We start from the raw sequence: 22,410 nt of genomic DNA, 5'->3' as shown, positions 1-22,410 counted from the left end.
CCCCTGCCGGCGGGGAGCGCCCCCTGCGCCGCGGGGCCCCGCCTCGATCCCGTACCGCGCCGCCCCCTCACGTCTCCCCTCCGGACGTCTGATCAATTGCCACCGAAGAACGACGATCAGTAGGTTCGGGACGTCGAATATCGAACGGCACGCTGTTCCGGTGTGCCAGGGGGAGGGGGACTCGCGGATGCGTACGCGATGTCGGAACTCGGGTCGCTCGACCCGGTCTGTCGGTACGGGGGCGGACGGGTCCGGTGGTCTCTCGCGGGGTGCCGCGGTGCGCGCCGCCGCACCCCGGCGCGCCGCCGCGGGCCTGCTCGCCCTCGCCGTCGTGTTCGTGGTGGCCGCGGGGGCCGGGTGCGATGTCGTCGGAGGCTCGGGCTCGGGTCCGTCCGCGTCCTCCGAGGGCGGCGAGGCGCCCCGCAGGGACGAGCGCAAGGCGACGAACCCGCCACCGGGGCTGCCCGCGGCCTTCACCACCGGCCAGCGGCTCGACTGGTCGGCCTGCCCGGCGCCGTCCGGGGCGCAGGGGGACGGTGACGCCCCGGGCGACGGCTGGGAGTGCGCCACGATGAAGGCGCCGCTGGACTACGGGCGGCCCGGCCGCGACACGATCGACGTCGCCATGATCCGGAAGAGGGCCACCGGACCGGAGCGGAAGCGGATCGGATCGCTCCTCCTCAACTTCGGCGGCCCCGGCCAGTCCGGCGTCGTGGGGCTCCCCGAGTTCGCGAGCGACTACGCCGCGCTGGGCGAGCAGTACGACCTGGTCAGTTTCGATCCGCGAGGCATCGGCGGGACGGCCCCCGTGATCTGCGGGGAGAAGGAGTACGAGGGCGCCGCCGCCTGCGGGAAGCACTCCGGTGAACTGCTGCCGTACGTCGGCACCTCCCACACGGCGCGCGACATGGACCTGATGCGCTATCTCCTCGGTGACGAGGAACTGCACTACTTCGGCGTCTCCTACGGCACCAGACTGGGCGGCGTCTACGCCCACCTGTTCCCGGGGAACGTGGGCCGGCTCGTGCTCGAAGCCCCGGCCGACCCGACGCTGGACCGCCTGCAGGGCGAGCTCAGCCAGGTCAAGGCCGTCCAGCGCGCCTTCGACCGCTTCGCCGAACACTGCGCGAAGGCCTACGACGACTGCCCCACCGGCAGCGGCCCCGAGCAGGCCGGACAACGCGTCACCGAGCTGCTGGACGAGCTCGGGGAGAAGCCCGCGCCCACCGACGGCGGCGGGGAACTCGACGACGGTCTCGCCGCCCACGCCATCGCGAACCACCTGGACAGCGGCAAGGAGGGCTGGGGGCCGCTGGTGAAGGCGCTCCGCGAGGTCATGGAGCGGGGCACCGGCGACGCGTTGCTGGAGGAGGCGTACGACCACGGCCCGGACACCCAGTCACGCGGCACCCGGGCCGGCGCCGGAGCCCGCGGCGGGACCTCGGGCGGCAACGGCACGTCCGCCTTCGCGGCGATCACCTGCGCCGACTCCGACCTGCGCCCCGACTTCGCCGAAGCCGAGGAGATGACGAAGCGGATCGAGGCGGCCTCCCCCGTCTTCGGCGAGACCTGGGCCACCGGCGTCCACCTCTGCTACGAGTGGCCGTTCGGCGGCGAGAGCGCCACCCCCGACGTCAGCGCGGACGGTGCCGCCCCGATCCTCGTCGTCGCCAACACCGGCGACCCGACGACGCCGTACGAGGGCGCCGAGCGGATGGCGGCCGAGCTGGGCGAGGGGGTCGGCGTGCTGCTGACGGTGCGGGACGAGGGCCACGGGTCGTACCCCTTCAACCGCTGCGCGACCGAGGCCGTCGACGCGTACCTCCTCCACGGCACGACCCCCCGGGCCGGCACGACGTGCCCGTGATGCCGGTCCTCACCGGCCGGAGCGGCCGGGACGCTCAGCCGGAACGTGTCCCCGTACCGGCCTCGGTTCGTGAGCGTCCGGCTCGGTCCGGGACGGTGACCTCCTCGGCGTCCGTCCCGACCGGGTCGTGCGACCGGCGCTTGGCGATCACCGCGCACACCATCAGCTGCATCTGGTGGAACAGCATCAGCGGCAGCACGGCCAGCGAGGCCTGCGCCCCGAACAGCACGCTCGCCATGGGAAGGCCGGCGGCCAGCGACTTCTTCGAACCGGCGAACTGGATCGCGATCCGGTCCTCCCGGCCGAACCGCAGCGCCTTGGCGCCGTACCAGGTCAGCAGCAGCATCACCGCGAGCAGCACGGCCTCCACCGCGAGCAGTCCGCCGAGCCGGGCGGGGCTCACCTGGTGCCAGATGCCCTGGACCATGCCCTCGCTGAACGCGGTGTAGACGACGAGCAGGATCGAGCCGCGGTCGACCAGCCCCAGCACCTTCCGGTGCCGGGAGACGAAGGAGCCGATCCAGCGGCGCAGCAGCTGCCCGGCGACGAACGGCACCAGCAGCTGGAGCACGATCCTCACCACCGAGTTCGCCGAGAACCCGCCCCCACTGCCGCCCAGCAGTGTCGCCGCGAGCAGCGGGGTGACGACGATGCCGGCCAGGGAGGAGAAGGAGCCGGCGCAGATCGCGGCGGGCACGTTGCCGCGGGCGATCGAGGTGAACGCGATCGACGACTGGATGGTGGACGGGACCAGGGTGAGGAAGAGCAGGCCCTGGTAGAGCGGGTCGGTCAGGAACACCGGGACGAGTCCGCGGGCGGCCAGGCCCAGCACCGGGAAGACGACGAAGGTGCAGGCCAGCACGGCGACATGGAGCCGCCACTGCTTCAGCCCGTCCAGGGCCTCACGGGTGGACAGCCGGGCGCCGTAGAGGAAGAACAGGAAGGCGATCGCGGCGGTGGAGGCGCCGGAGGCGAGGTCCGCGCCGGTCCCCCGGGCGGGGAGCAGCGCGGCGAGGCCCACCGTCCCGAGCAGCAGCAGGATGTACGGGTCGATCGGCAGCCGACTCGGCCGACGCAGGCGTTTCACGGTGCTCCACTTGCTCATGTGCTCGGTACTCAGGGGTGCACGGGCGTCCCCTCCCCATCCTGCTCCCTCCCGCCGTGATCGGGAATCCGGTATACCGCTCTCACTGTCATCACGTTCCGCGATGACCGCCGCTACTCTGGCCGCATGTACGACCCGACGCAGCTGCGGACCTTCCTGTCGGTGGCGCAGACGCTGAGCTTCACGCAGGCGGCGCGGCGGCTCGGGCTGCGCCAGTCGACGGTGAGCCAGCACGTACGGCGGCTGGAGGAGGCCGCCGGGCGGCAGCTGTTCACGCGGGACACCCACTCGGTGGAGCTGACCGAGGACGGGGAGGCGATGCTCGGCTTCGCCCGGCGGATCCTGGACGTGCACGAGCAGGCGACGCAGTTCTTCACCGGCACCCGGCCGCGCGGACGGCTGCGGTTCGGCGCGTCGGAGGACTTCGTGCTGACCCGGCTGCCGGAGATCCTGAAGCGGTTCCGGCACGAGCACCCGGAGGTCGATCTGGAACTGACGGTCGAACTGTCGGGCATCCTGCACGAGCGGCTGACGGCGGGCCGGCTGGACCTGGTGCTGGCCAAGCGGCTGCCGGAGGACCCGCGGGGCGAGCTGGTCTGGCACGACGAGCTGGTGTGGATCGGCGCGCCGGGGCTGCGGCTCGACCCGGACCGTCCGGTGCCGTTGATCGTCTACCCACCGCCGGGCATCACCCGGGCCCTCGCCCTGCGGGCGTTGGAGCGGGAGGGCCGTCAGTGGCGCGTCGTGTGCACCAGCGGCAGCCTCAACGGGCTGCTCGCGGCGGCCCGCGCCGGGCTCGGGGTGATGGTGCACTCGCGCGGACTGATCCCGCCGGGGCTGGTGCGGATGCCGGAGCGGGCGGGGCTGCCGGAACCGGGCGAGGTGGACTTCGTGGTGGTGCACGGGCGGCGCCGCCCCTCCGCGCAGGGTGCGGCGGACGCGCTGGCGTCGGCGATCCTCGCGGGCGGCGACCGGCTGCACCGGGGCGGGCGGGGGTGACGTTTCGGCCCTGCCGCACGCTGACCCAGTGGGACCGGTGCGGCATCCCAAGGAACGGTCATGCGGTCGTACGGATTCGGTGGAGATTGCGGCACCGGAACTTACTCGACCGTCAGGATTCTGTCCGGCCCTTCCCCATGTGAGCGCTTTTTCCTTCACCGGCCGGCGTGGACATGAGCTCCGCCCGGTTTCCGACCCCCTCCCGCCCTCCGGTCGCGTGGGGTAGCTTTCACGGCGCCGTGCGGGACGAGGACGTCGCCGCACCAGTCCGGGCGCCGATGAGCGGGGAGCGGGATTGCGCGAGTTCACCAGCCCTCCGTCGGCCCTGGAGCCCCCGGCGGGCGGTCTGGCCGACGTGGTCTTCCGGTATGCCGAGGAGGACCCGTCGCGCATCGCGCTCGGCCGCAAGGACACCACCGGCCGGTGGCGGGACGTGACCAGCGCGGAGTTCCGCGACGAGGTGCTCGCCCTCGCGAAGGGCCTCCTCGCGGGCGGCGTCCGGTTCGGCGACCGGGTCGCGATCATGTCCCGTACCCGGTACGAGTGGACGCTCTTCGACTTCGCGCTGTGGACGATCGGCGCGCAGGTCGTGCCCGTCTACCCCACGTCCTCCGCCGAGCAGTGCCTGTGGATGCTGCACGACGCGGAGGTGACGGCCGCGATCGTGGAGCACGAGGACCACGCGATGACGATCGCCACCGTCATCGACCGGCTGCCGCGGATGCGCCGGCTGTGGCAGCTCGACGCGGGCGCGGTGCAGGAGCTGTACGACGCGGGCGCGCACCTCGACGACGACGTGGTGCACCGGCACCGGCGGGCGGTCACCCCCGACTCCGTCGCGACGGTCATCTACACCTCGGGCACCACCGGCCGCCCCAAGGGCTGTGTGCTCTCGCACGGCGGCTTCATGTACGAGGCGGACACCGTCATCGAGCGCTGGGAGCCGGTGTTCCACTCCCGCAGGGGCGACGAGGCGGCGACGCTGCTGTTCCTGCCGCTCGCGCACGTCTTCGGGCGGATGGTGGAGGTCGCGGCGATCCGCGGGAAGGTGAAGTTCGGCCATCAGCCGCAGCTGAACGCGGCGGCGCTGATGCCCGATCTGGCCGCGTTCCGGCCGACGTTCTTCCTCGCCGTGCCCTACATCTTCGAGAAGGTGTTCAACGCGGCGCGGCGCAAGGCGGAGCGGGAGGGCCGCTCGGGGCCGTTCGAGAAGGCCGTCGACGTGGCCGTCAGGTACGCGGACGCGATGGAGGCGAAGGCCTGGGGCACCGGACCCGGCCCGTCCGCGGTGCTGCGGATGCGGCACCAGCTCTTCGACAAGCTCGTCTACGCCAGGATCCGGGCGGCGATGGGCGGCAGGATCCGGCACGCCATGTCGGGCGGCTCGGCGATGGACCGCCGGCTCGGACTGTTCTTCGCGGGCGCGGGCGTGCACGTCTACGAGGGGTACGGGCTCACGGAGTCGACGGCTGCGGCCACCGCCAACCCGCCCGAGCGCACCCGCTACGGGACGGTCGGCCGGCCCATCCCCGGGGTCACCGTGCACATCGCGGACGACGGCGAGATCTGGCTGCACGGCGACAACGTCTTCGACGGCTACCTCAACAACCCCGAGGCCACCGACGAGGCCCTGCACGACGGCTGGCTGGCCACCGGTGACCTCGGCTCCCTCGACGAGGACGGCTACCTCACCATCACCGGCCGCAAGAAGGAGATCCTGGTGACCTCCGGCGGCAAGAGCGTCTCGCCGGGGGCGCTGGAGGAGCGGGTGCGGGACCATCCGCTGGTCAGCCAGTGCATCGTCGTCGGCAACGACCGCCCGTACGTCGCCGCGCTGGTCACCCTGGACCAGGAGGCCGTCGAGCACTGGCTGGCGATGCGCGGCAAGCCGCGGCTGCCACCGGCCGACCTGGTGCGGGACGCGGACCTGGAGACGGAGGTGCGGCGGGCCGTGGTCACGGCGAACACCCTGGTCTCGCAGGCCGAGTCGATCCGCACGTTCCGGATCCTGGCGCAGCCGTTCACCGAGGAGCACGGACTGCTCACGCCGTCGCTGAAACTGAAGCGGAGGGCGATCGAAGAGGCGTACGCGGCCGAGGTCGAGGCCCTCTACCGGACATGAATTTCCCGGTCAGGAATGCGCCACGGGCGGTGATCGTTGACGATGGGGGTAACACCTGTAGTACCTGACCACAACCGAAGGATCGAGAGCTCGTGAGCAAGGTCCCCCCGATCATCCTGAACAACGGCGTCGAGATGCCCCAGCTGGGTTTCGGCGTCTGGCAGGTGCCGGACGCGGAGGCCGAGACGGCCGTGACGACGGCGCTGGAGGCCGGCTACCGCAGCATCGACACCGCGGCGATCTACGGCAACGAGGAGGGCACCGGACGGGCCCTCGCGAAGTCGGGCGTCCCGCGCGAGGACCTCTTCGTCACCACCAAGCTCTGGAACAGCGACCAGGGGTACGACTCCACCCTGCGGGCGTTCGACACGTCCCTGTCGAAGCTCGGCCTGGAGTACGTGGACCTCTACCTGATCCACTGGCCGACGCCCGCCCGGGACCGGTACGTCGACACGTACAAGGCGTTCGAGAAGCTGCTCGCCGACGGCCGGGTCCGCTCCATCGGCGTGTCCAACTTCCTGCCGGAGCACCTGGACCGGCTGATCGCCGAGACGTCCGTCGTCCCGGCGGTCAACCAGATCGAACTGCACCCGCACCTGCAGCAGGGCGCCGCGCGTGAGTACCACGCGGAGCAGGGCATCGCGACCGAGGCGTGGTCGCCGCTCGGTTCCGGCAAGGGGATCCTGGAGATCCCGGCGATCGTGGCGATCGCGCGGAAGCACGGCCGTACGGCGGCGCAGGTGGTGCTGCGCTGGCACCTGCAGCTGGGGAACGTCGTCATCCCGAAGTCGGTGACGCCGTCCCGGATCGAGGAGAACATCGACGTGTTCGGGTTCAGCCTGGACGCGGAGGACCTCGCCGCGATCAGCGCGCTGAACGAGGACCGGCGCATCGGGTCGGACCCGGCGGAGGTCAACAGCTGATCCCACGCGCACGACGGCCTCCCCCGCTCCGGGGGAGGCCGTCGTGCGCCCGTGGGACGCGGTGCTCAGTTGGGCTGGCCGACGGGCCGTACGACCACGGTGTTGACGTCGACACCGGCCGGCTGCGCCACGGCCCACACGACCGAGTCGGCGATCTGGTCGGCGGTGAGCGGACGGCCGGGCGGGAGGCTGCCGTAGGAGTCCCAGAACGGCGTCTCCGTCCGGCCGGGCGCGATCAGGGTCACGCCCACGCCCCACTCGGTGACCTGCCGCCGGGTGTTCTCGGCGAGCCCCGTCACCGCCCTCCCCCACTCTCGGCTTCGCTCGAGCGGGAGGTACCCCCATGGTGGCCCCGTAGAGGTTGCCGGGCCCGTGCACGAACCCGGCGACGCTGCCGACCAGCACGATCCGCCCACGGGTCTCCTTCAGGGCGTCGACGGAGGCCCTGATCAGCAGGGCGGGACCGAGGACGTTGGTCAGCACCATCTCGGTCCACCCGGCGGGGTCGCCCTCGGCGACCGAGTCGTGGGTGGCGAAACCGGCGTTGGCGACGACGGTGTCCAGCCGGCCGAACCGCGTCAGCACGGTGCCCACCGCCGTCCGTACGTCGTCGTACTCGGCTGCGTTCCCGGTGATCGTCAACAGGTCCTCGGGCTCCCCGAGTCCCTTCGCGAAACCACGCAGCCGCTCCTCACCCCGCCCGGTGACGGCCACCCGCTGTCCCGCGTCCAGCAACCGCCGTGCGACGGCGGCGCCGATACCGCTGCCGCCGCCGGTGATGAGCGCTACCGGAGAATCGGCCATGGCCCCCGTGTGTCGTTGCGTGCCAGGGAGTCCATCACTTGGAGAGCTCTCCAGGTCAAGCCGTCACACGGGCCGTACCGCCGCGTGGACCGTGTGGGCCGCCAGGACGAACACGTCCGGGCGGTGGTGGACGCTCGCCTTGTCGTCGGGGTCGAGGAGGCGGTCGAGGGTGGCGCGGTCGTCGGCGTCCAGGTCCTCGCCGATGACCTCGCGCGTACGGGTGAGGGCGGCGACCACATGGGCGCGGGAGCGGTCCGTGACCGGGGCGGGAAGGTCGAGGAGGAAGGTGCGCGAGCGGGCGTGGTGCAGGCCGGCCGAGGTCAGCAGGGCCGGCCAGTCCTCGACGACCGCCACCGAGCCCGGCAGTTCGGCACGCATCCGGCCGAACCGCTCCTCCTCCACCACGTTGATGCGCGCCTGGAGGCCGGGCCGGCCGAACCCGATGTCGCGGGGCAGATACCGGACGGGCAGACCGCCCTCCATCACGGCCAGCGTGCCGCCGGGCGCCAGCCGCTCCGCGCAGGCGGCCAGCGCGGCGGCCTGGTCCCCGAGGTGGTGCACGCTGCGGCTGGCCCACAGCAGGTCGGCCGGGTAGTCCAGCTCGCCGAGCGCCTCGGGGAGTTCACCGGCGAGGGTGCCGAAACGGTCGCCGGCACCCAGGCGCCCGGCACGGTCCCTGGCCCGCTCCAGCAGCGGTTCGCTGCCGTCGACGGCCACGATCCGCGCGCCCGGGAAGGTCTCGGCGAACAGACACGAGATGACACCGGGACCGCTGCCCGCGTCCACGATCAGTCCCGGTTCCGTCACCTCCTTCGCCAGCCAGTTCAGGGCCCGCTCGTAGAGCGGTGTGAACAGCTCCGCCTCGGATTCGAGCAGGGGGGCCAGCTCGGCCCAGTCGTGGTCGTGCCCGTGTCCGTGCCGGTGCTCGTGGTCGTGGTCGTGCCGGTGGTCGTGGTCGTGCGCCATGGTGCTCAGCCTCTCCGCTCGGATGCCGTCAGGGTGCGACGACGCACCGGTGACGGGCAACCGACGTTGCCGCTCCCGCAAAAAGGGTGCGGCGAATGAGGCGCGCGGCGGTCCGCCGGGGCCGGACCCGGCAGGTCCTGCCCCGGCGGACCGGTGGTCAGCCCGTCACGACAGCGGCGGGTACGCGTTCTTCATCAGCTCCTGGAACTGGGCGGAGAACCAGTGCCCGGAGATCGGGGCATTGCCCAGCGCACCCGACATGTTGTTGTCGTTCCGCGGGTTGCCCGTGTACGTCGGGTCGCACATCCGGTCGAAGCCCTTGCCCTCGTCGTTCTCGATGTGCTCGCTCGCCCCGTCGGACTCACCCGGGGGCTTCATCCAGACGTAGGCGTCGATCCCGGGCTCCGGGGAGGCCTGCGGACGCTCACCGAGGCCGGCTCCCGACTGGTTGCACCAGTTGCCGGTGTTGAAGCGGCGGTCGTAGCGGCCGCCGTCGACGTAGGTGTCCACGCTGGTCGTGGCGCCGGGACCGGTGGGCCGGTTCGCGCCGCCCCAGCCGTTGCGGGAGGTGTCGATCAGCATGCCGATGTTCGAGTCGAAGCCGAGCGAGACCAGCTGGTTGCGCAGCGCCTGGGCGTACGACAGCTCGTCGACGTAACGGTTCCAGCTGACCCACTTGGACTCGCGCACCGACTTGCCGGCCACGTTGTCGGTGATCTTGAAGTGGTCCTCCTTCAGCGCGCTGTAGTTGGCCGTGTTGGCGATGAAGCCGTGCACGTCGGCGACGGTCGCGCCCTCGGCGGTCGCGGCCTGCTTGAACATCTGCGCGGAGGCGCCGAAGTTGTCGTCCCAGCCCAGCCAGCCGTGGTGGCCGGCGTCCACGTAGTTGTAGACGTTGGCCACGTCGCCGAGCTTGTTCAGGGCGTAGCCGACGCCCTTGACGTAGTTGCCGTTGGCCTTCATCACGTCGCAGTTGGGCGTGGCGGTGGGCCGCGGCGACACGTTGGTGACCAGGTTGGGCAGGGAGTCGATCTCGACCGTGGTGACGATCCGCAGCGAGGCGTACTTCGAGTCGGCGAGGATGGCCTTGATCGGGTCGATGTACTGCGTCTTGTACTTGTCGATCTCCGTCGGGCCGAGCTCGCCGTTGGAGGCGAGGGCGGCGCAGTCACGGCCGGGCAGGTTGTAGATGACCAGCTGGATGACGAGCTCGCCGGAACCCTTCTGCCGCAGGGCCTCGTCGAGGTGGTCGCGCAGGCTCATGCCGCCGTTGACGCCGTTGATGGCGGCGGTGCGGTCCAGCCAGACACCGGTGGGCTGGTTCGCGATGCGGCTGCCGCCCGGCTCGGCGGCGGCCTTCGCGGACCACTCGGGGTTCACGTACACCTTGGCGCCGTCGTAGGGGTTGTTCACCCGGCCGGTCGGGTCCGGCGGCGGGTCGGTGGGGCCGCCACCGGAGTCGACGTTGCAGGTCACGCCGTCGAGGGTGAAGGTGGCGGGGACGGCGTTGCTGCCGCTGTAGGTGCCCTGGAAGCCGAAGGTGGCCGAGCCTCCGGTGGCGAGGGTGCCGTTGTAGGACTCGTTGGCGGCGGTGACGTTCGCGCCGGACTGGGTCACCTTGGCGTTCCAGCCGCTGGTGACCTTCTGGTTTCCGGCGTAGGACCACTTCAGCGACCACGACGACTTGGCGGCGCTGTTGTTGGTGATCGTCACGGACGCCGTGAAGCCGGTGTCCCACTGGTTCTGCACCTTGTAGTCCACGGTGCAGGGGACGGCGGCCGCGCCGGACTCGCCGGGGACGGCGGCGATCGCCGTCCCGGTGGCGCCGGCGACCAGCGCCATGGCGGCGAGAAGCGCGGTTCTGGTGCGACTCATGGTGCGGGTTTCCTATCCGTAGGGGGCTGTCCTTCTTGGGCGCGCGCGGACGATCGCGCGGCCTGGTGCCTTACGGGTGGGGGTGACGTCCAGGCCTGTCGGGGACGGGCCTGCGGTGCCGGCGGGGAGTTTCCGGGCAGCACGGACGGCACATGGAGATCCCACGGGAACGAGCGACCCCGCGTCAGGTGCTCCACGGGTGCACGGGGGCGGCTCGAAACACTGAACGCGGGGGGTGGCGCATGAGCGACTCCTTGCAGCTCGGACGCGTCGTGACGGACGCGTCGACTGATGGAACCGCTCCCACTGGTGCACATGAAGCTAGCGCCAAGTGACGGTGAAGAACAGAGGGGCCGCCGACTTTCCCTCGGCTCGGGGCGTCGAATGTTTTCGATTCGCCACAAGGCTTGACCGCCCCCTACCCCGTCCTCACTATGGGAGCGCTCCCACTGGTTCAAGGCTTGACATGTCAGAGTCACAGGAGGAACCAGCACCATGCATCCCCCACCCAGGAGACGCAGAGGCTTACGCCGCTGGCTGACGGCCGCCGCGGCGGCTCTCGCACTTCCGCTGACGATGCTCTCCACCGGCTCGACCCCCGCCCAGGCGGCGGCCGTCCAGTGCAGCGTCGACTACAAGACGAACGACTGGGGCTCCGGATTCACCGCGGAGCTGACCCTCACCAACCGCGGTGCGGACGCCATCGACGGCTGGACCCTGACGTACGACTACGCCGGCAACCAGAAGCTCGTGAACGGCTGGAACGGCAGCTGGTCGCAGTCCGGGAAGACCGTGACCGTGAAGAACGCCGGATACAACGCCAAGATCGCCGCCGGCGCCGCCGTCACGACCGGCGGCCAGTTCACCTACAGCGGCAGCAACGCCGCTCCCACGTCCTTCGCGATCAACGGCACCCCCTGCGTCGGGGCCCACCAGCCGCCGATCACCGTGCTGACCAGCCCTCAGGCCGGCGCCGTCTACACGCAGGGCGAGACGGTCCCGCTCGCCGCCACCGCGGCGGCGGCCGACCAGGCCACCGTCACCAAGGTGGAGTTCTACGACGACACCGTACTGCTGGGCACGGACACCAGCTCGCCCTTCACACTCTCGGCCTCCGGCTTGACCGTGGGCAGTCATTCATTGGTGGCGAAGGCGTACGACAGCATGGGGGCCTCCGCCTCCTCGACGCCGGTCGGCATCACGGTCGCCTCGGGTCCCGCCGTGGTGGCCACGCCGTCCCAGCTGGGCGTCCAGCAGGGCGAGTCGGGCACGTACGAGGTGAAGCTGTCCAAGCAGCCGAGCGCGAACACGACCGTCACGACGGCCCGGGCGAGCGGCAACTCGGGGCTGTCGGTCTCCGGTGGCGCCTCGCTCACCTTCACGCCCTCGAACTGGAACACCGCGCAGAAGGTGACGATCGCCGCCGACTCCTCGGGCAGCGGCTCGGCGGTCTTCGAGTCCTCGGCACCGGGCCACGCCAAGGCCACGGTCACGGTGACGCAGCTGGGCGCCCAGAAGGAGTACGACGCGCGTTTCCTGGAGCTGTACGGGAAGATCACCGACCCGGCGAACGGCTACTTCTCGCCGGAGGGCATCCCGTACCACTCGGTGGAGACGCTGATCGTCGAGGCGCCGGACCACGGTCACGAGACCACCTCGGAGGCGTACAGCTACCTGCTGTGGCTGCAGGCGATGTACGGCAAGGTGACCGGTGACTGGTCGAAGTTCAACGGGGCCTGGGAGATCATGGAGAAGTACATGATCCCGACCCACGCGGACCAGCCGACCAACTCCTTCTACAACGCCTCCAAGCCGGCGACGTACGCGCCCGAGCACGACACCCCGAACGAGTACCCGTCGCAGCTCGACTCGGGAGTCTCGGTCGGCCCCGACCCGATCGCGGCCGAGCTGAAGTCCGCCTACGGCACGGACGACGTCTACGGCATGCACTGGATCCAGGACGTCGACAACGTGTACGGCTACGGCAACTCGCCCGGCAAGTGCGAGGCGGGTCCGGCGGACACCGGGCCGTCGTACATCAACACCTTCCAGCGCGGCCCGCAGGAGTCGGTGTGGGAGACCGTCCCGCAGCCCACCTGCGACGCCTTCAAGTACGGCGGGAAGAACGGCTACCTGGACCTGTTCACCAAGGACGCCTCGTACGCCAGGCAGTGGAAGTTCACCAACGCCCCGGACGCCGACGCGCGCGCCGTGCAGGCCGCGTACTGGGCGGACCTGTGGGCCAAGGACCAGGGCAAGGGCTCCGAGGTCTCCGCGACGGTCGCCAAGGCCGCGAAGATGGGCGACTACCTGCGCTACGCCATGTTCGACAAGTACTTCAAGAAGGTCGGCAACTGCACCAGCCCGTCCTGCCCGGCCGGCACCGGCAAGGACGCCTCGCACTACCTGCTCTCCTGGTACTACGCCTGGGGCGGCGCCACCGACACCTCGGCGGGCTGGGCCTGGCGCATCGGCTCCAGCCACGCCCACGGCGGCTACCAGAACCCCCTCGCCGCGTACGCGCTGAGCGAGTACGCGCCGCTGAAGCCGAAGTCGGCGACGGGCGCGGGCGACTGGGCCAAGTCGATGCAGCGGCAGCTGGAGTTCTACCGCTGGCTGCAGTCCGACGAGGGCGGCATCGCGGGCGGCGCGACCAACAGCTGGGCGGGCCGGTACACGACCCCGCCGGCCGGCACGCCGACCTTCTACGGCATGCACTACGACGAGAAGCCGGTCTACCACGACCCGCCGTCGAACCAGTGGTTCGGCTTCCAGGCGTGGTCGATGGAGCGGGTCGCCGAGCTGTACCAGCAGACCGGCAACGCGCTCGCCAAGCAGGTCCTCGACAAGTGGGTCGACTGGGCGCTGTCGGAGACCACGGTCAACCCGGACGGCTCCTTCCGGATCCCGTCGACGCTGCAGTGGTCGGGCAAGCCCGACACCTGGAACGCGTCGTCGCCCGGCGCCAACAGCGGGCTGCACGTCACCGTCGCCGACTACACCAACGACGTCGGTGTGGCCGCGGCGTACGCCAAGACGCTGACGTACTACGCCGACCGCTCCGGTGACACCGAGGCGGCGGCCACGGCGAAGGCGCTGCTCGACGGCATGTGGGAGAACAACCAGGACGCGCTCGGCATCGCCGTCCCGGAGACCCGCGCCGACTACAACCGCTTCGACGACCCCGTCCACGTCCCGAGCGGCTGGACCGGCACCATGCCGAACGGCGACGCGATCAACTCGTCGTCGACGTTCGAGTCGATCCGGTCCTTCTACCAGGACGACCCGGCGTGGTCGAAGATCGAGTCCTATCTGGCGGGCGGCGCCGCGCCCACCTTCACGTACCACCGGTTCTGGGCCCAGGCCGACATCGCCCTGGCCATGGGCTCGTACGCGGAGCTTCTCGAATAGCCCCCGCCGACGCTCCGCGTACCGGCTCCGGCACCTGACGCCGGGGCCACCCGCGGCCGGGCGGTCCCACCCGCGCACGGTGGGGCCGCCCGGCCCTCGCACGCTCCCCACCTCCACCTCCCCCCAAGAGGAAGGAACGCACCGTGCGAAGAACCCGTGTCCTCACGGCCGTGCTCGCGCTGGCGGCCGGTCTGCTCGCGGGCGGCCCGCCCGCCCTCGCCGCCCCACAGCCGGCCACCACGCTCGCCGCCGACACCTACACCTGGAAGAACGCGCGCATCGACGGCGGCGGTTTCGTGCCCGGCATCGTCTTCAACCGTAGTGAGAAGGACCTGGCCTACGCCCGCACCGACATCGGCGGCGCCTACCGCTGGCAGGAGTCGACGAAGACCTGGACCCCGCTGCTCGACTCGGTCGGCTGGGACGACTGGGGGCACACCGGTGTGGTGAGCCTCGCCTCCGACTCCGCCGACCCCGACCGGGTGTACGCGGCGGTCGGCACGTACACCAATGACTGGGACCCGGCGAACGGCGCGGTGCTGCGCTCCACGGACCGGGGCGCGAGCTGGAAGAAGGCGGACCTGCCGTTCAAGCTGGGCGGGAACATGCCGGGACGGGGCATGGGGGAACGGCTGGCGGTCGACCCCCACGACAACGACGTGCTGTACCTGGGCGCGCCCAGCGGCCACGGGCTCTGGCGGTCGACCGACGCGGGAGCCACCTGGTCCGAGGTGACGGCGTTCCCCAACCCCGGGAACTACGCCCAGGATCCGAGTGACACCTCCGGGTACGCCTCCGACAACCAGGGCATCGTCTGGGTCACCTTCGACGAGTCGACGGGCGGCGCGGGGACGGCGACGAAGACGGTCTACGTCGGGGTCGCCGACAAGGAGAACGCGGTCTACCGGTCGACGGACGCGGGCGCGACCTGGCAGCGCGTCGCCGGGCAGCCGACCGGCTATCTGGCGCACAAGGGCGTCCTGGACGCCGAGAACGGCTACCTGTACCTCGCGTACAGCGACACCGGCGGCCCGTACGACGGCGGCAAGGGCCGGCTGTACCGGTACGCGACGGCGACCGGCACCTGGACGGACATCAGCCCGGTGGCGGAGGCCGACACCTACTACGGCTTCAGCGGCCTGACCGTGGACCGGCAGGACCCCGGCACGGTGATGGCGACGGCGTACAGCTCCTGGTGGCCGGACACGCAGATCTTCCGCTCGACGGACAGCGGCGGCACCTGGACGCAGGCGTGGAGCTACACGTCGTACCCGAACCGCGAGAACCGCTACACGATGGACGTCTCGTCCTCCCCCTGGCTGACCTGGGGCGCGAACCCGTCGCCGCCGGAGCAGACGCCGAAGCTGGGCTGGATGACGGAGGCACTGGAGATCGACCCGTTCGACTCCGACCGGATGATGTACGGGACGGGCGCGACGATCTACGGCACGGAGAACCTGACGAACTGGGACGACGACACCTCGTTCACCATCACCCCGATGGTGCGGGGCCTGGAGGAGACGGCCGTCAACGACCTGATCTCTCCCCCGTCGGGCGCCCCGCTGATCAGCGCGCTCGGCGACGTCGGCGGCTTCCGGCACACGGACCTCACGAAGGTGCCGCCGATGATGTTCACCCAGCCGAACTTCACGTCGACGACGAGTCTGGACTTCGCCGAGTCGAACCCGAACACGGTGGTGCGGGCCGGCAACCTGGACTCCGGGCCGCACATCGCGTTCTCGACCGACAACGGCGCCAACTGGTTCGCGGGGACGGACCCTTCGGGCGTGAGCGGCGGCGGCACGGTCGCGGCGGCGGCCGACGGCAGCCGGTTCGTGTGGAGTCCGCAGGGCGCGGGCGTGCACCACACGACCGGTTTCGGCACGTCCTGGTCGGCGTCGAGCGGCATCCCGGCGGGGGCGGTCGTCGAGTCCGACCGGGTGGACCCGAAGACGTTCTACGGCTTCAAGTCCGGGAAGTTCTACGTCAGTACGGACGGTGGCGCGACGTTCACGGCCTCGTCCGCGACGGGGCTCCCGGCCGGTGACAGCGTGCGCTTCAAGGCGCTCCCGGGTGCGAAGGGCGAGATCTGGCTGGCGGGCGGGGCGAGCGACGGGCCGTACGGCCTGTGGCACTCCACGGACGCCGGGGCGACGTTCACCAAGCTGCCGAATGTCGACGAGGCCGACACCGTCGGCTTCGGCAAGGCGGCGCCGGGCGCCTCGTACCAGACCCTCTTCACCAGCGCGGAGATCGGCGGCGTACGCGGCATCTTCCGCTCCACGGACAAGGGCGCGACCTGGACCCGGGTCAACGACGACGCCCACCAGTGGGGCTGGACGGGCGCGGCCATCACCGGTGACCCGCGGGTCTACGGCCGCGTCTACGTGGCGACCAACGGCCGCGGTGTCGTCTACGGCGACACCTCGGACACCGGAGGCACGGACCCGGATCCGGGTGGGCCCGATCCCGGGCCGACCGGCGCCTGCGAGGTGACCTACAAGATCACCAACCAGTGGGCCGACGGCTTCCAGGCCGACGTCCAGCTGACCAACACGGGCCCGGCCGCCTGGAACGGCTGGTCCCTGACCTGGTCCTTCGCGGACGGCCAGAAGATCTCCCAGCTCTGGAACGGCTCCCACACCCAGTCGGGTGCGGCGGTGGCGGTCCGCAACACCGACTGGAACGGCACGGTGGCGGCGGGCTCGTCGGCGGCCTTCGGCTTCACGGCGAGCAGATCGGCGGCCAACACCGAGCCCACGGCCTTCAAGCTGGGCGGGGAGACCTGCACGGTGAAGTGACCCGGTGCGCCCCGGCCGCCCGCACCTCGTGCGGGCGGCCGGGGTGCGTCCGCTCAGGGGGTGAAGACCGTGGGCCTGGCCGGGGTGGGCATCCCGGCGCCGATGAAGAAGCCGGTGTGCGGGGGCTGGTTGTAGGCGGTGTTCTGCCACGCCAGCGACGTGCGGTACAGGGTGTCGTGGAGGAGCGTGGTGATCCTGCGGTCCGTGTCGTGGGGGGTGGAGTAGATGCGCAGGTTCTTGTTGTCGCTGGTGCGCCAGACGACCTCCTCGCGCCAGTCGCCCAGGATGTCGCCGGACAGGACCGGGGTGGCCTTGGTGCCGTTGTTCGAGGACACGCCCGCGCCGGTCAGCAGGCGGGTGTCGGAGGACGTGCCGTACTTGTCGATGCGGGTGCCGTCGAGGAGTTCGCGGACCGGGTCGCCGTCCCACCAGGAGAGGAAGTTGGCGGAGGAGGGCTTGCGGCCCTTGGTGGCGCCGCCCTCGTCGCGGACGGAGCTGTCGGAGGAGGACCACATCTCCGGGCCGGAGTTGCCCGACCAGACGTCCGCCGCGACCCCGCGGCCGTTGTCGCAGCAGGCGCCCAGCTTCCAGCGGACCGCGCCGTTGGCGGGGTCGATGTAGAGCGCGGCGGGCTGGCTCGTGGACTCGGAGACCTTGTAGTACTCCAGGCCGGAGGTCGACGGGTCGAGGTCGCCGAGGTGCTGGGCGTCGCCGTGGCCGGTCCTGGCGGTCCACAGGCCGTTGCCGTTGTCGTCGACGGCCATCGAGCCGTAGACGATCTCGTCCCGGCCGTCGTTGTCGACGTCCCCGACGGAGAGGGCGTGGGAGCCCTGGCCGTCGTAGCCCTTGCCGCTGTTGGTGGAGGAGCTGGTGTCGAAGGTCCAGCGGCGGGTGAACCGGCCGTCCCGCCAGTCCCAGGCCGCGATGACCGAGCGGGTGTAGTAGCCCCGCGCCATGATCAGGGAGGGGCGGGCACCGTCCAGGTACGCGGTGCCGGCGAGGAAGCGGTCGACGCGGTTGCCGTAGGAGTCGCCCCAGGAGGAGACCGTGCCGCGGGCCGGGACGTAGTCGACGGTGCCCATCGCCTTGCCGGTCCGCCCGTCGAACATCGTCAGGAACTCGGGGCCGGTCAGGACGTACCCGCTGGAGTTGCGGTGGTCGGCGGAGGAGCTGCCGATGACCGCTCCGGTGCCGTCCTTGGTGCCGTCGGCGGTCTTCATGGCGACCTCGGCCCTGCCGTCGCCGTCGTAGTCGTACACCTGGAACTGCGTGTAGTGGGCCCCGGAGCGGATGTTGCGGCCCAGGTCGACGCGCCACAGCCGGGTGCCGTCCAGCTTGACGCCGTCGACGATCGTGTTGCCGGTGTAGCCGGACTGGGAGTTGTCCTTGGCGTTGGTGGGCTGCCACTTGAGCACGATGTCGAGGGCGCCGTCGCCGTCGAGGTCGCCGACGGAGGCGTCGTTGGCCTCGTAGGTGTAGGAGACGCCGTCGGGGGTGGTGCCGCCGGACGGCGGGCTGATCGGCACGTCCTTGTAGCCGGTGCGGAACTGGATCGCGTGCACCGAGTCGCCCTGCTCGGTGCCGTTCACCACCGCGCGGACGGTGTAGTCGGCGTGGGAGGGCGCGCCGGAGTGGAAGTAGGTGGTGGAGCCGGTGATCGGACTGGAGTTGACCTTGGTGCCGGCCCGGTAGACGTTGAAGGCGACGTCGTCCGGGTCGGTGCCGAGCCAGCGCCAGCTGACCAGGTTCCCGCTGCCGGTGTGGACGCTGACGACGCCGCGGTCCAGCTTCTCGACCTGCCGTGCGGTGGCGGCCTCGGCGGGCGCGTCCGACAGCGCGGTCAGGCCGGCGCCGGCCAGCGCCGCCACGGCGAGCGCCGCGGGAAGGAGGACACGGCGTCTGCGGTGCCTGTGGGGGTGGGTCACGGGACGGACCTCCTGGGAGGACGGGTGGGTTCCGCCCCTCAGTCGCCGCCGGGGCGCTCCAGGTTGCCGTCCTTCCGCTTCCGGTACGCCAGGAGACGGAACACGGGGTCGGGGCGGGGCCGGTCCTGGTCCGGGAGTGCGGCCAGGCGGGCGGCGAACTCCTCGGCGAGAGGTTCGCCGGGCGGCAGGGTGACGAACCAGCCGCGTCGCAGGTCCGCGATGGTGCGGCGGGGGCTGCGGCCCTGCCCGTGGCCCCGGAAGCGGGCCTCCCCGGCGGGGAGCAGACCGTGCGCGGCGGCGCAGGCCCCGACGGCCTCGGAGGCGTCGGGGACCGGGCTGCGCGGTCGGGCGGCGAGGATCGCGTCGATGTCGCTGCCGACGTTGTGCGAGGCACCCTTGTGGACGGTGGTGACGTACACCCCGCCGGGCCGCAGCACGCGGGCGCACTCGGCGACGACCGCCCGTACGTCCTCGGCCCCCGGCATCAGGTGCAGCAGCCACACGCTGACCACGGCGTCGAACCGGGCGTCCCCGAAGGGCAGTCGGCGGCTGTCGGCGCGGACCACGGCGCCCGGCAGCCGGTGGGCGGCCATCCGGGTCATCGCCGGGGAGAGGTCGGCGCCCGTCACCCGCAGACCGGCGCGGGCGGCGGCGAACCGCCGGGTCACGATGCCGGTGCCGCACGCCACGTCCAGCAGGTCCCGGGCACCCTCCGGTACGAGGCCCAGTACGGCGTCGGCGGCGGCCGCCGCCCGTGGTTCACCGCCGCGTGAGGCGTCGTACCGTTCCGCTTCCTCGTCGTAGTCCAGCACGCGCCTCAGTGTGCACCGTGTCCGGGTGCCAGGTCCTCCACCCTGCGGGCGAGCTCGAGGTCCTTCTCGGTGACGACGCCGCCCGCGCTGTGGGTGTGCACGGACAGGGCCACCGTGTCGTAGCCGAGGGTGAGGTCGGAGTGGTGGTCGAGCTCCTCCTGCACCTGGGCGATGTGGACGACCATCGCGGTCGCCGCGACGTGCGAGCCGAGCCGGTAGGAGCGGGTGATCCGGTCCCCGTCGAGCGACCAGCCCGGCAGCTCGGCCAGCCGCTCCTCGATCTCCTTCTGCGACAGCGGTTCGACGGGCATGGGCTGCGCTCCTTCGCCGATTCGGGTCCCTTGGTCCGTACGGGACTTCCAGGCTGTCACAGAAGCCCCCCGGAGTCCTGGCCGGAGACGGGCGGCTCCCCGGTACGGCCGTTTCTCGACTACCGTCCTGGCATGACCACTGTCACGTCCGGTACCGCTTCCCGCACCGGGGGCGTGGGCCCGCTGCTGCGCGCCTGGCGGGAGCAGCGGCGGATCAGCCAGCTGGAGCTGGCCCTGCGCGCCGATTCCTCCGCCCGGCACATCAGCTTCATCGAGACCGGCCGTTCCCGGCCCAGCGAGGAGATGGTACTGCGGCTGGCCGAGCACCTGGACGTCCCCGTGCGGGAGCGCAACGCGCTGCTGCTGGCGGCCGGTTACGCGCCCCACTACCCGGAGACCCCGCTGGGCGACCCCGCGCTGGACGTGGTGCGCGAGGGCATCGAGCGGCTGATCACCGGCTTCGAGCCGTATCCGGCGCTGGTGGTGGACGCGGTGTACGACGTCGTGGCGGCCAACCGGGGGGTCGTGGCGCTGTTCGAGGGCGTCCCGGAGTCCCTGCTGACGCCGCCGCTGAACGCGGTGCGGCTCACCCTGCACCCGCGGGGGCTGGCGCCGCGGATCCGGAACCTGCGGGAGTGGCGCGGGCACCTGCTGGAGCAGATGCGGCGGCAGATCGCCCTGCACCGCTCGGAGCGGCTGCGGGCGCTGTACGACGAGGTGGCGGCGTTCCCGGTGCCGGACACCGCCGGCCGGCCGGAGGAACCGGCCGAGCCGGTGGCGTACTTCGCGCTGCCGATGCTGATCGAGCACGGGGGACAGACGCTGTCGTTCGTGTCGTCGATCTCCACGTTCAACACGCCCATGGACGTGACCGTCGCCGAGCTGGCCGTGGAGACGCTGCTCCCGGCGGACCCGGCGACGGCCAAGTACCTTCAGTCCTGGCTGAGCTGACGCTCCTTCAGCGCCCTGTGCTGGAGCAGGGCGAAGCCCGCCACGGTGAGCGCCTGGAGGACCGTCCACACCGCGCCCGCCGTGGTCGGGGTGAGCCACAGCGCGAGGGCGGCGAGGCTCACCGCCGTCCAGGCGAGGTTGGCCTCGACGACGATCCGCACGCCGGGCGCCGGCGGGTGCGGCCGGGCGGCCAGCAGGCCCACGCCGGCCGCGTACACCGCGAGGAACGCGCCGATCCCGAGCAGCAGGCCCGAACCGGCCCCGAGGAACCGGCCGAGCGGTCCGGAGAGGGTGAGGTAGGCGACGGCGTTGGTACCGGTCACCACGGCGTCGAGGGCCAGGAAGCGGCGCAGCATCCGCTGCGGCTCCACGGTCCGGGCGAGCACGGCGAGCTGGGTCGCGGACATGACGTACCACCTTCCGTCGGGATCGGTTGCCGGGTCCCGGGCCGGAGTGCGCCGGCCCGGAACCCGGTGCGTCCACGATCCCGCGCGGGCGGGGCCGGGTCGATTACCTCCCGGGTCATGCGGCGAGGACCGGCGGAACAGGGCGGTCGCCCGCGGCTCGTGAGAGGGTCGGAGGAACATGGCAGACTGGGCGCGTGCCCGGGCGTGTTGGGGAGGCGTGGCGTGAGTGAGCGGCGGGCCGCACCCACCGTGGGCCAAGTGGTCCTGGGAAGGCGGCTTCAGGAACTGAGGGAGGCGGCGGGCCTCTCGCGGGAGGAGGCCGCCCGCGTCCTGCGGGTGGCGCCCGCGACCGTACGGCGGATGGAGACCGCCGAGGTCGCGCTGAAGATCCCGTACGTCCAGCTGCTGCTGAGCGCCTACGGGGTGCCCGAGGACGAGTCCGCCGCGTTCGTCGAGCTCGCCGAGGAGGCGAACCGGCCGGGCTGGTGGCAGCGGTACGGCGACGTGCTGCCCGAGTGGTTCAGCATGTACGTGAGCCTGGAGGGCGCCGCCCGTATCATCCGCTCCTACGAGCCGCACTTCGTGCCGGGGCTGCTGCAGACCGAGGGGTACGCGCGTGCCGTGCTGGAAGCCGGGACGATCGGGAACATCGGGCCCGAGGCGGTCGAGCGGCACGTGGCGCTGCGCATGGAGCGCCAGCGGCTGCTCGAGCGCCCCGACCCGCCGCACCTGTGGGTGCTGATGGAGGAGACGGTGCTGCGGCGTCCGGTGAGCATCGACGGCCGGGTGATGCGCGACCAGCTCGACAAGCTCCTCGAATACTCCGCGCGGGACCGGATCACGCTGCAGATCGCCGAGTTCGCGGACGGGCCGCACCCGGGGACGTACGCGCCGTTCTCGCTGTTCCGGTTCGCCGAGCCGGAGCTGCCGGACATGGTGTTCACCGAGTACCTGACCGGCGCCCTGTACCTGGACTCCCGCAAGGAGGTGTCGGCGCACCTGGAGGTCCTGGACCACATGACGGCGCGGGCGGCCTCGGCACAGCGCACCGAGAAACTGCTGCGGGAGTGCCGCGAGCACTACTGAGCCACGCCCACCGCGGGCAGTCGTGCCGCAGGGCGGCACGACTGC

At 71.6% G+C, this 22,410-nt stretch carries 15 protein-coding genes and 1 pseudogene; 8 read left to right on the top strand and 8 right to left on the bottom strand.

Annotation, left to right across the window (positions count from 1 at the left end; genetic code table 11):
- The first annotated feature begins 187 nt into the window (after positions 1 to 187).
- Entirely contained in the window at positions 188 to 1,867 is a 1,680-nt protein-coding gene (locus AB0A94_RS08490) for an alpha/beta hydrolase (protein WP_361740796.1), read from the top strand.
- A gap of 34 nt (positions 1,868 to 1,901) precedes the next feature.
- On the opposite strand, the gene AB0A94_RS08485 is transcribed toward AB0A94_RS08490, so the two are convergent.
- Positions 1,902 to 2,972 carry a bile acid:sodium symporter family protein gene (locus tag AB0A94_RS08485; protein WP_361740794.1) on the bottom strand — a complete coding sequence of 357 codons (1,071 nt, stop codon included), beginning with the start codon at positions 2,970 to 2,972 and terminating at the stop codon, positions 1,902 to 1,904.
- 126 nt (positions 2,973 to 3,098) lie between these two features.
- On the opposite strand from AB0A94_RS08485, the gene AB0A94_RS08480 reads away from it, so the two are divergent.
- The 3 genes from AB0A94_RS08480 (at position 3,099) to AB0A94_RS08470 (ending at position 7,016) form a co-directional block, all read left to right on the top strand.
- Positions 3,099 to 3,971 (top strand): LysR substrate-binding domain-containing protein, encoded by an 873-nt coding sequence (locus AB0A94_RS08480; protein ID WP_361740791.1) that lies wholly within the window; start codon positions 3,099 to 3,101, stop codon positions 3,969 to 3,971.
- A gap of 295 nt (positions 3,972 to 4,266) precedes the next feature.
- Positions 4,267 to 6,093: an AMP-dependent synthetase/ligase gene (locus tag AB0A94_RS08475; protein ID WP_361740788.1), complete on the top strand. Its 1,827-nt coding sequence runs from the start codon at positions 4,267 to 4,269 to the stop codon at positions 6,091 to 6,093.
- 134 nt (positions 6,094 to 6,227) lie between these two features.
- Positions 6,228 to 7,016 carry an aldo/keto reductase gene (locus tag AB0A94_RS08470; RefSeq protein WP_361741324.1) on the top strand — a complete coding sequence of 263 codons (789 nt, stop codon included), beginning with the start codon at positions 6,228 to 6,230 and terminating at the stop codon, positions 7,014 to 7,016.
- 65 nt (positions 7,017 to 7,081) lie between these two features.
- Here AB0A94_RS08470 and AB0A94_RS08465 read toward each other — a convergent pair.
- From AB0A94_RS08465 to AB0A94_RS08455, 3 genes and pseudogenes are all read right to left on the bottom strand, one after another.
- Positions 7,082 to 7,820, bottom strand: a pseudogene (locus AB0A94_RS08465) (SDR family oxidoreductase).
- A gap of 63 nt (positions 7,821 to 7,883) precedes the next feature.
- The gene (locus AB0A94_RS08460; RefSeq protein WP_361740785.1) at positions 7,884 to 8,786 is read right to left on the bottom strand and encodes a class I SAM-dependent methyltransferase; all 903 of its coding nucleotides are present in this window, start codon (positions 8,784 to 8,786) and stop codon (positions 7,884 to 7,886) included.
- Positions 8,787 to 8,951: 165 nt separating this feature from the next.
- Entirely contained in the window at positions 8,952 to 10,661 is a 1,710-nt protein-coding gene (locus AB0A94_RS08455; protein ID WP_361740782.1) for a glycoside hydrolase family 6 protein, read from the bottom strand.
- 495 nt (positions 10,662 to 11,156) lie between these two features.
- Between AB0A94_RS08455 and AB0A94_RS08450 the strand changes: the two genes are divergently transcribed.
- A complete protein-coding gene (locus tag AB0A94_RS08450) occupies positions 11,157 to 14,072 on the top strand; it encodes a glycoside hydrolase family 48 protein (protein ID WP_361740779.1) in 2,916 nt (971 codons plus the stop codon).
- Between the two features lie 143 nt (positions 14,073 to 14,215).
- Entirely contained in the window at positions 14,216 to 16,873 is a 2,658-nt protein-coding gene (locus AB0A94_RS08445) for a cellulose binding domain-containing protein (protein ID WP_361740776.1), read from the top strand.
- Between the two features lie 53 nt (positions 16,874 to 16,926).
- Here the strand turns inward: AB0A94_RS08445 and AB0A94_RS08440 are convergent, their stop codons facing one another.
- Genes AB0A94_RS08440 through AB0A94_RS08430 form a run of 3 tightly spaced genes read right to left on the bottom strand, consistent with a single transcriptional unit; the run spans position 16,927 to position 19,921 of the window.
- Entirely contained in the window at positions 16,927 to 18,798 is a 1,872-nt protein-coding gene (locus AB0A94_RS08440) for a rhamnogalacturonan lyase (protein ID WP_361740773.1), read from the bottom strand.
- Between the two features lie 38 nt (positions 18,799 to 18,836).
- Positions 18,837 to 19,610 carry a class I SAM-dependent methyltransferase gene (locus AB0A94_RS08435; RefSeq protein WP_361740770.1) on the bottom strand — a complete coding sequence of 258 codons (774 nt, stop codon included), beginning with the start codon at positions 19,608 to 19,610 and terminating at the stop codon, positions 18,837 to 18,839.
- 5 nt (positions 19,611 to 19,615) lie between these two features.
- Entirely contained in the window at positions 19,616 to 19,921 is a 306-nt protein-coding gene (locus tag AB0A94_RS08430; RefSeq protein WP_361740767.1) for a 4a-hydroxytetrahydrobiopterin dehydratase, read from the bottom strand.
- Positions 19,922 to 20,053: 132 nt separating this feature from the next.
- On the opposite strand from AB0A94_RS08430, the gene AB0A94_RS08425 reads away from it, so the two are divergent.
- Positions 20,054 to 20,872 carry a helix-turn-helix transcriptional regulator gene (locus AB0A94_RS08425; RefSeq protein ID WP_361740764.1) on the top strand — a complete coding sequence of 273 codons (819 nt, stop codon included), beginning with the start codon at positions 20,054 to 20,056 and terminating at the stop codon, positions 20,870 to 20,872.
- Here AB0A94_RS08425 and AB0A94_RS08420 read toward each other — a convergent pair.
- Positions 20,854 to 21,279, bottom strand: a complete 426-nt coding sequence (locus tag AB0A94_RS08420; protein ID WP_361740761.1) for a hypothetical protein — start codon at positions 21,277 to 21,279, stop codon at positions 20,854 to 20,856. The genes AB0A94_RS08425 and AB0A94_RS08420 overlap by 19 nt on opposite strands.
- 222 nt (positions 21,280 to 21,501) lie before the next feature.
- Here AB0A94_RS08420 and AB0A94_RS08415 point away from each other — a divergent pair, with 222 nt between their 5' ends.
- Positions 21,502 to 22,365, top strand: a complete 864-nt coding sequence (locus AB0A94_RS08415) for a helix-turn-helix transcriptional regulator (RefSeq protein ID WP_361740758.1) — start codon at positions 21,502 to 21,504, stop codon at positions 22,363 to 22,365.
- Positions 22,366 to 22,410 lie beyond the last annotated feature (45 nt).

Source organism: Streptomyces sp. NPDC044984, assembly GCF_040646935.1.
Lineage (GTDB): Bacteria > Actinomycetota > Actinomycetes > Streptomycetales > Streptomycetaceae > Streptomyces.
Note: the sequence above shows the minus strand (reverse complement) of the source record. Positions and strands in the feature narration are given on the sequence as shown.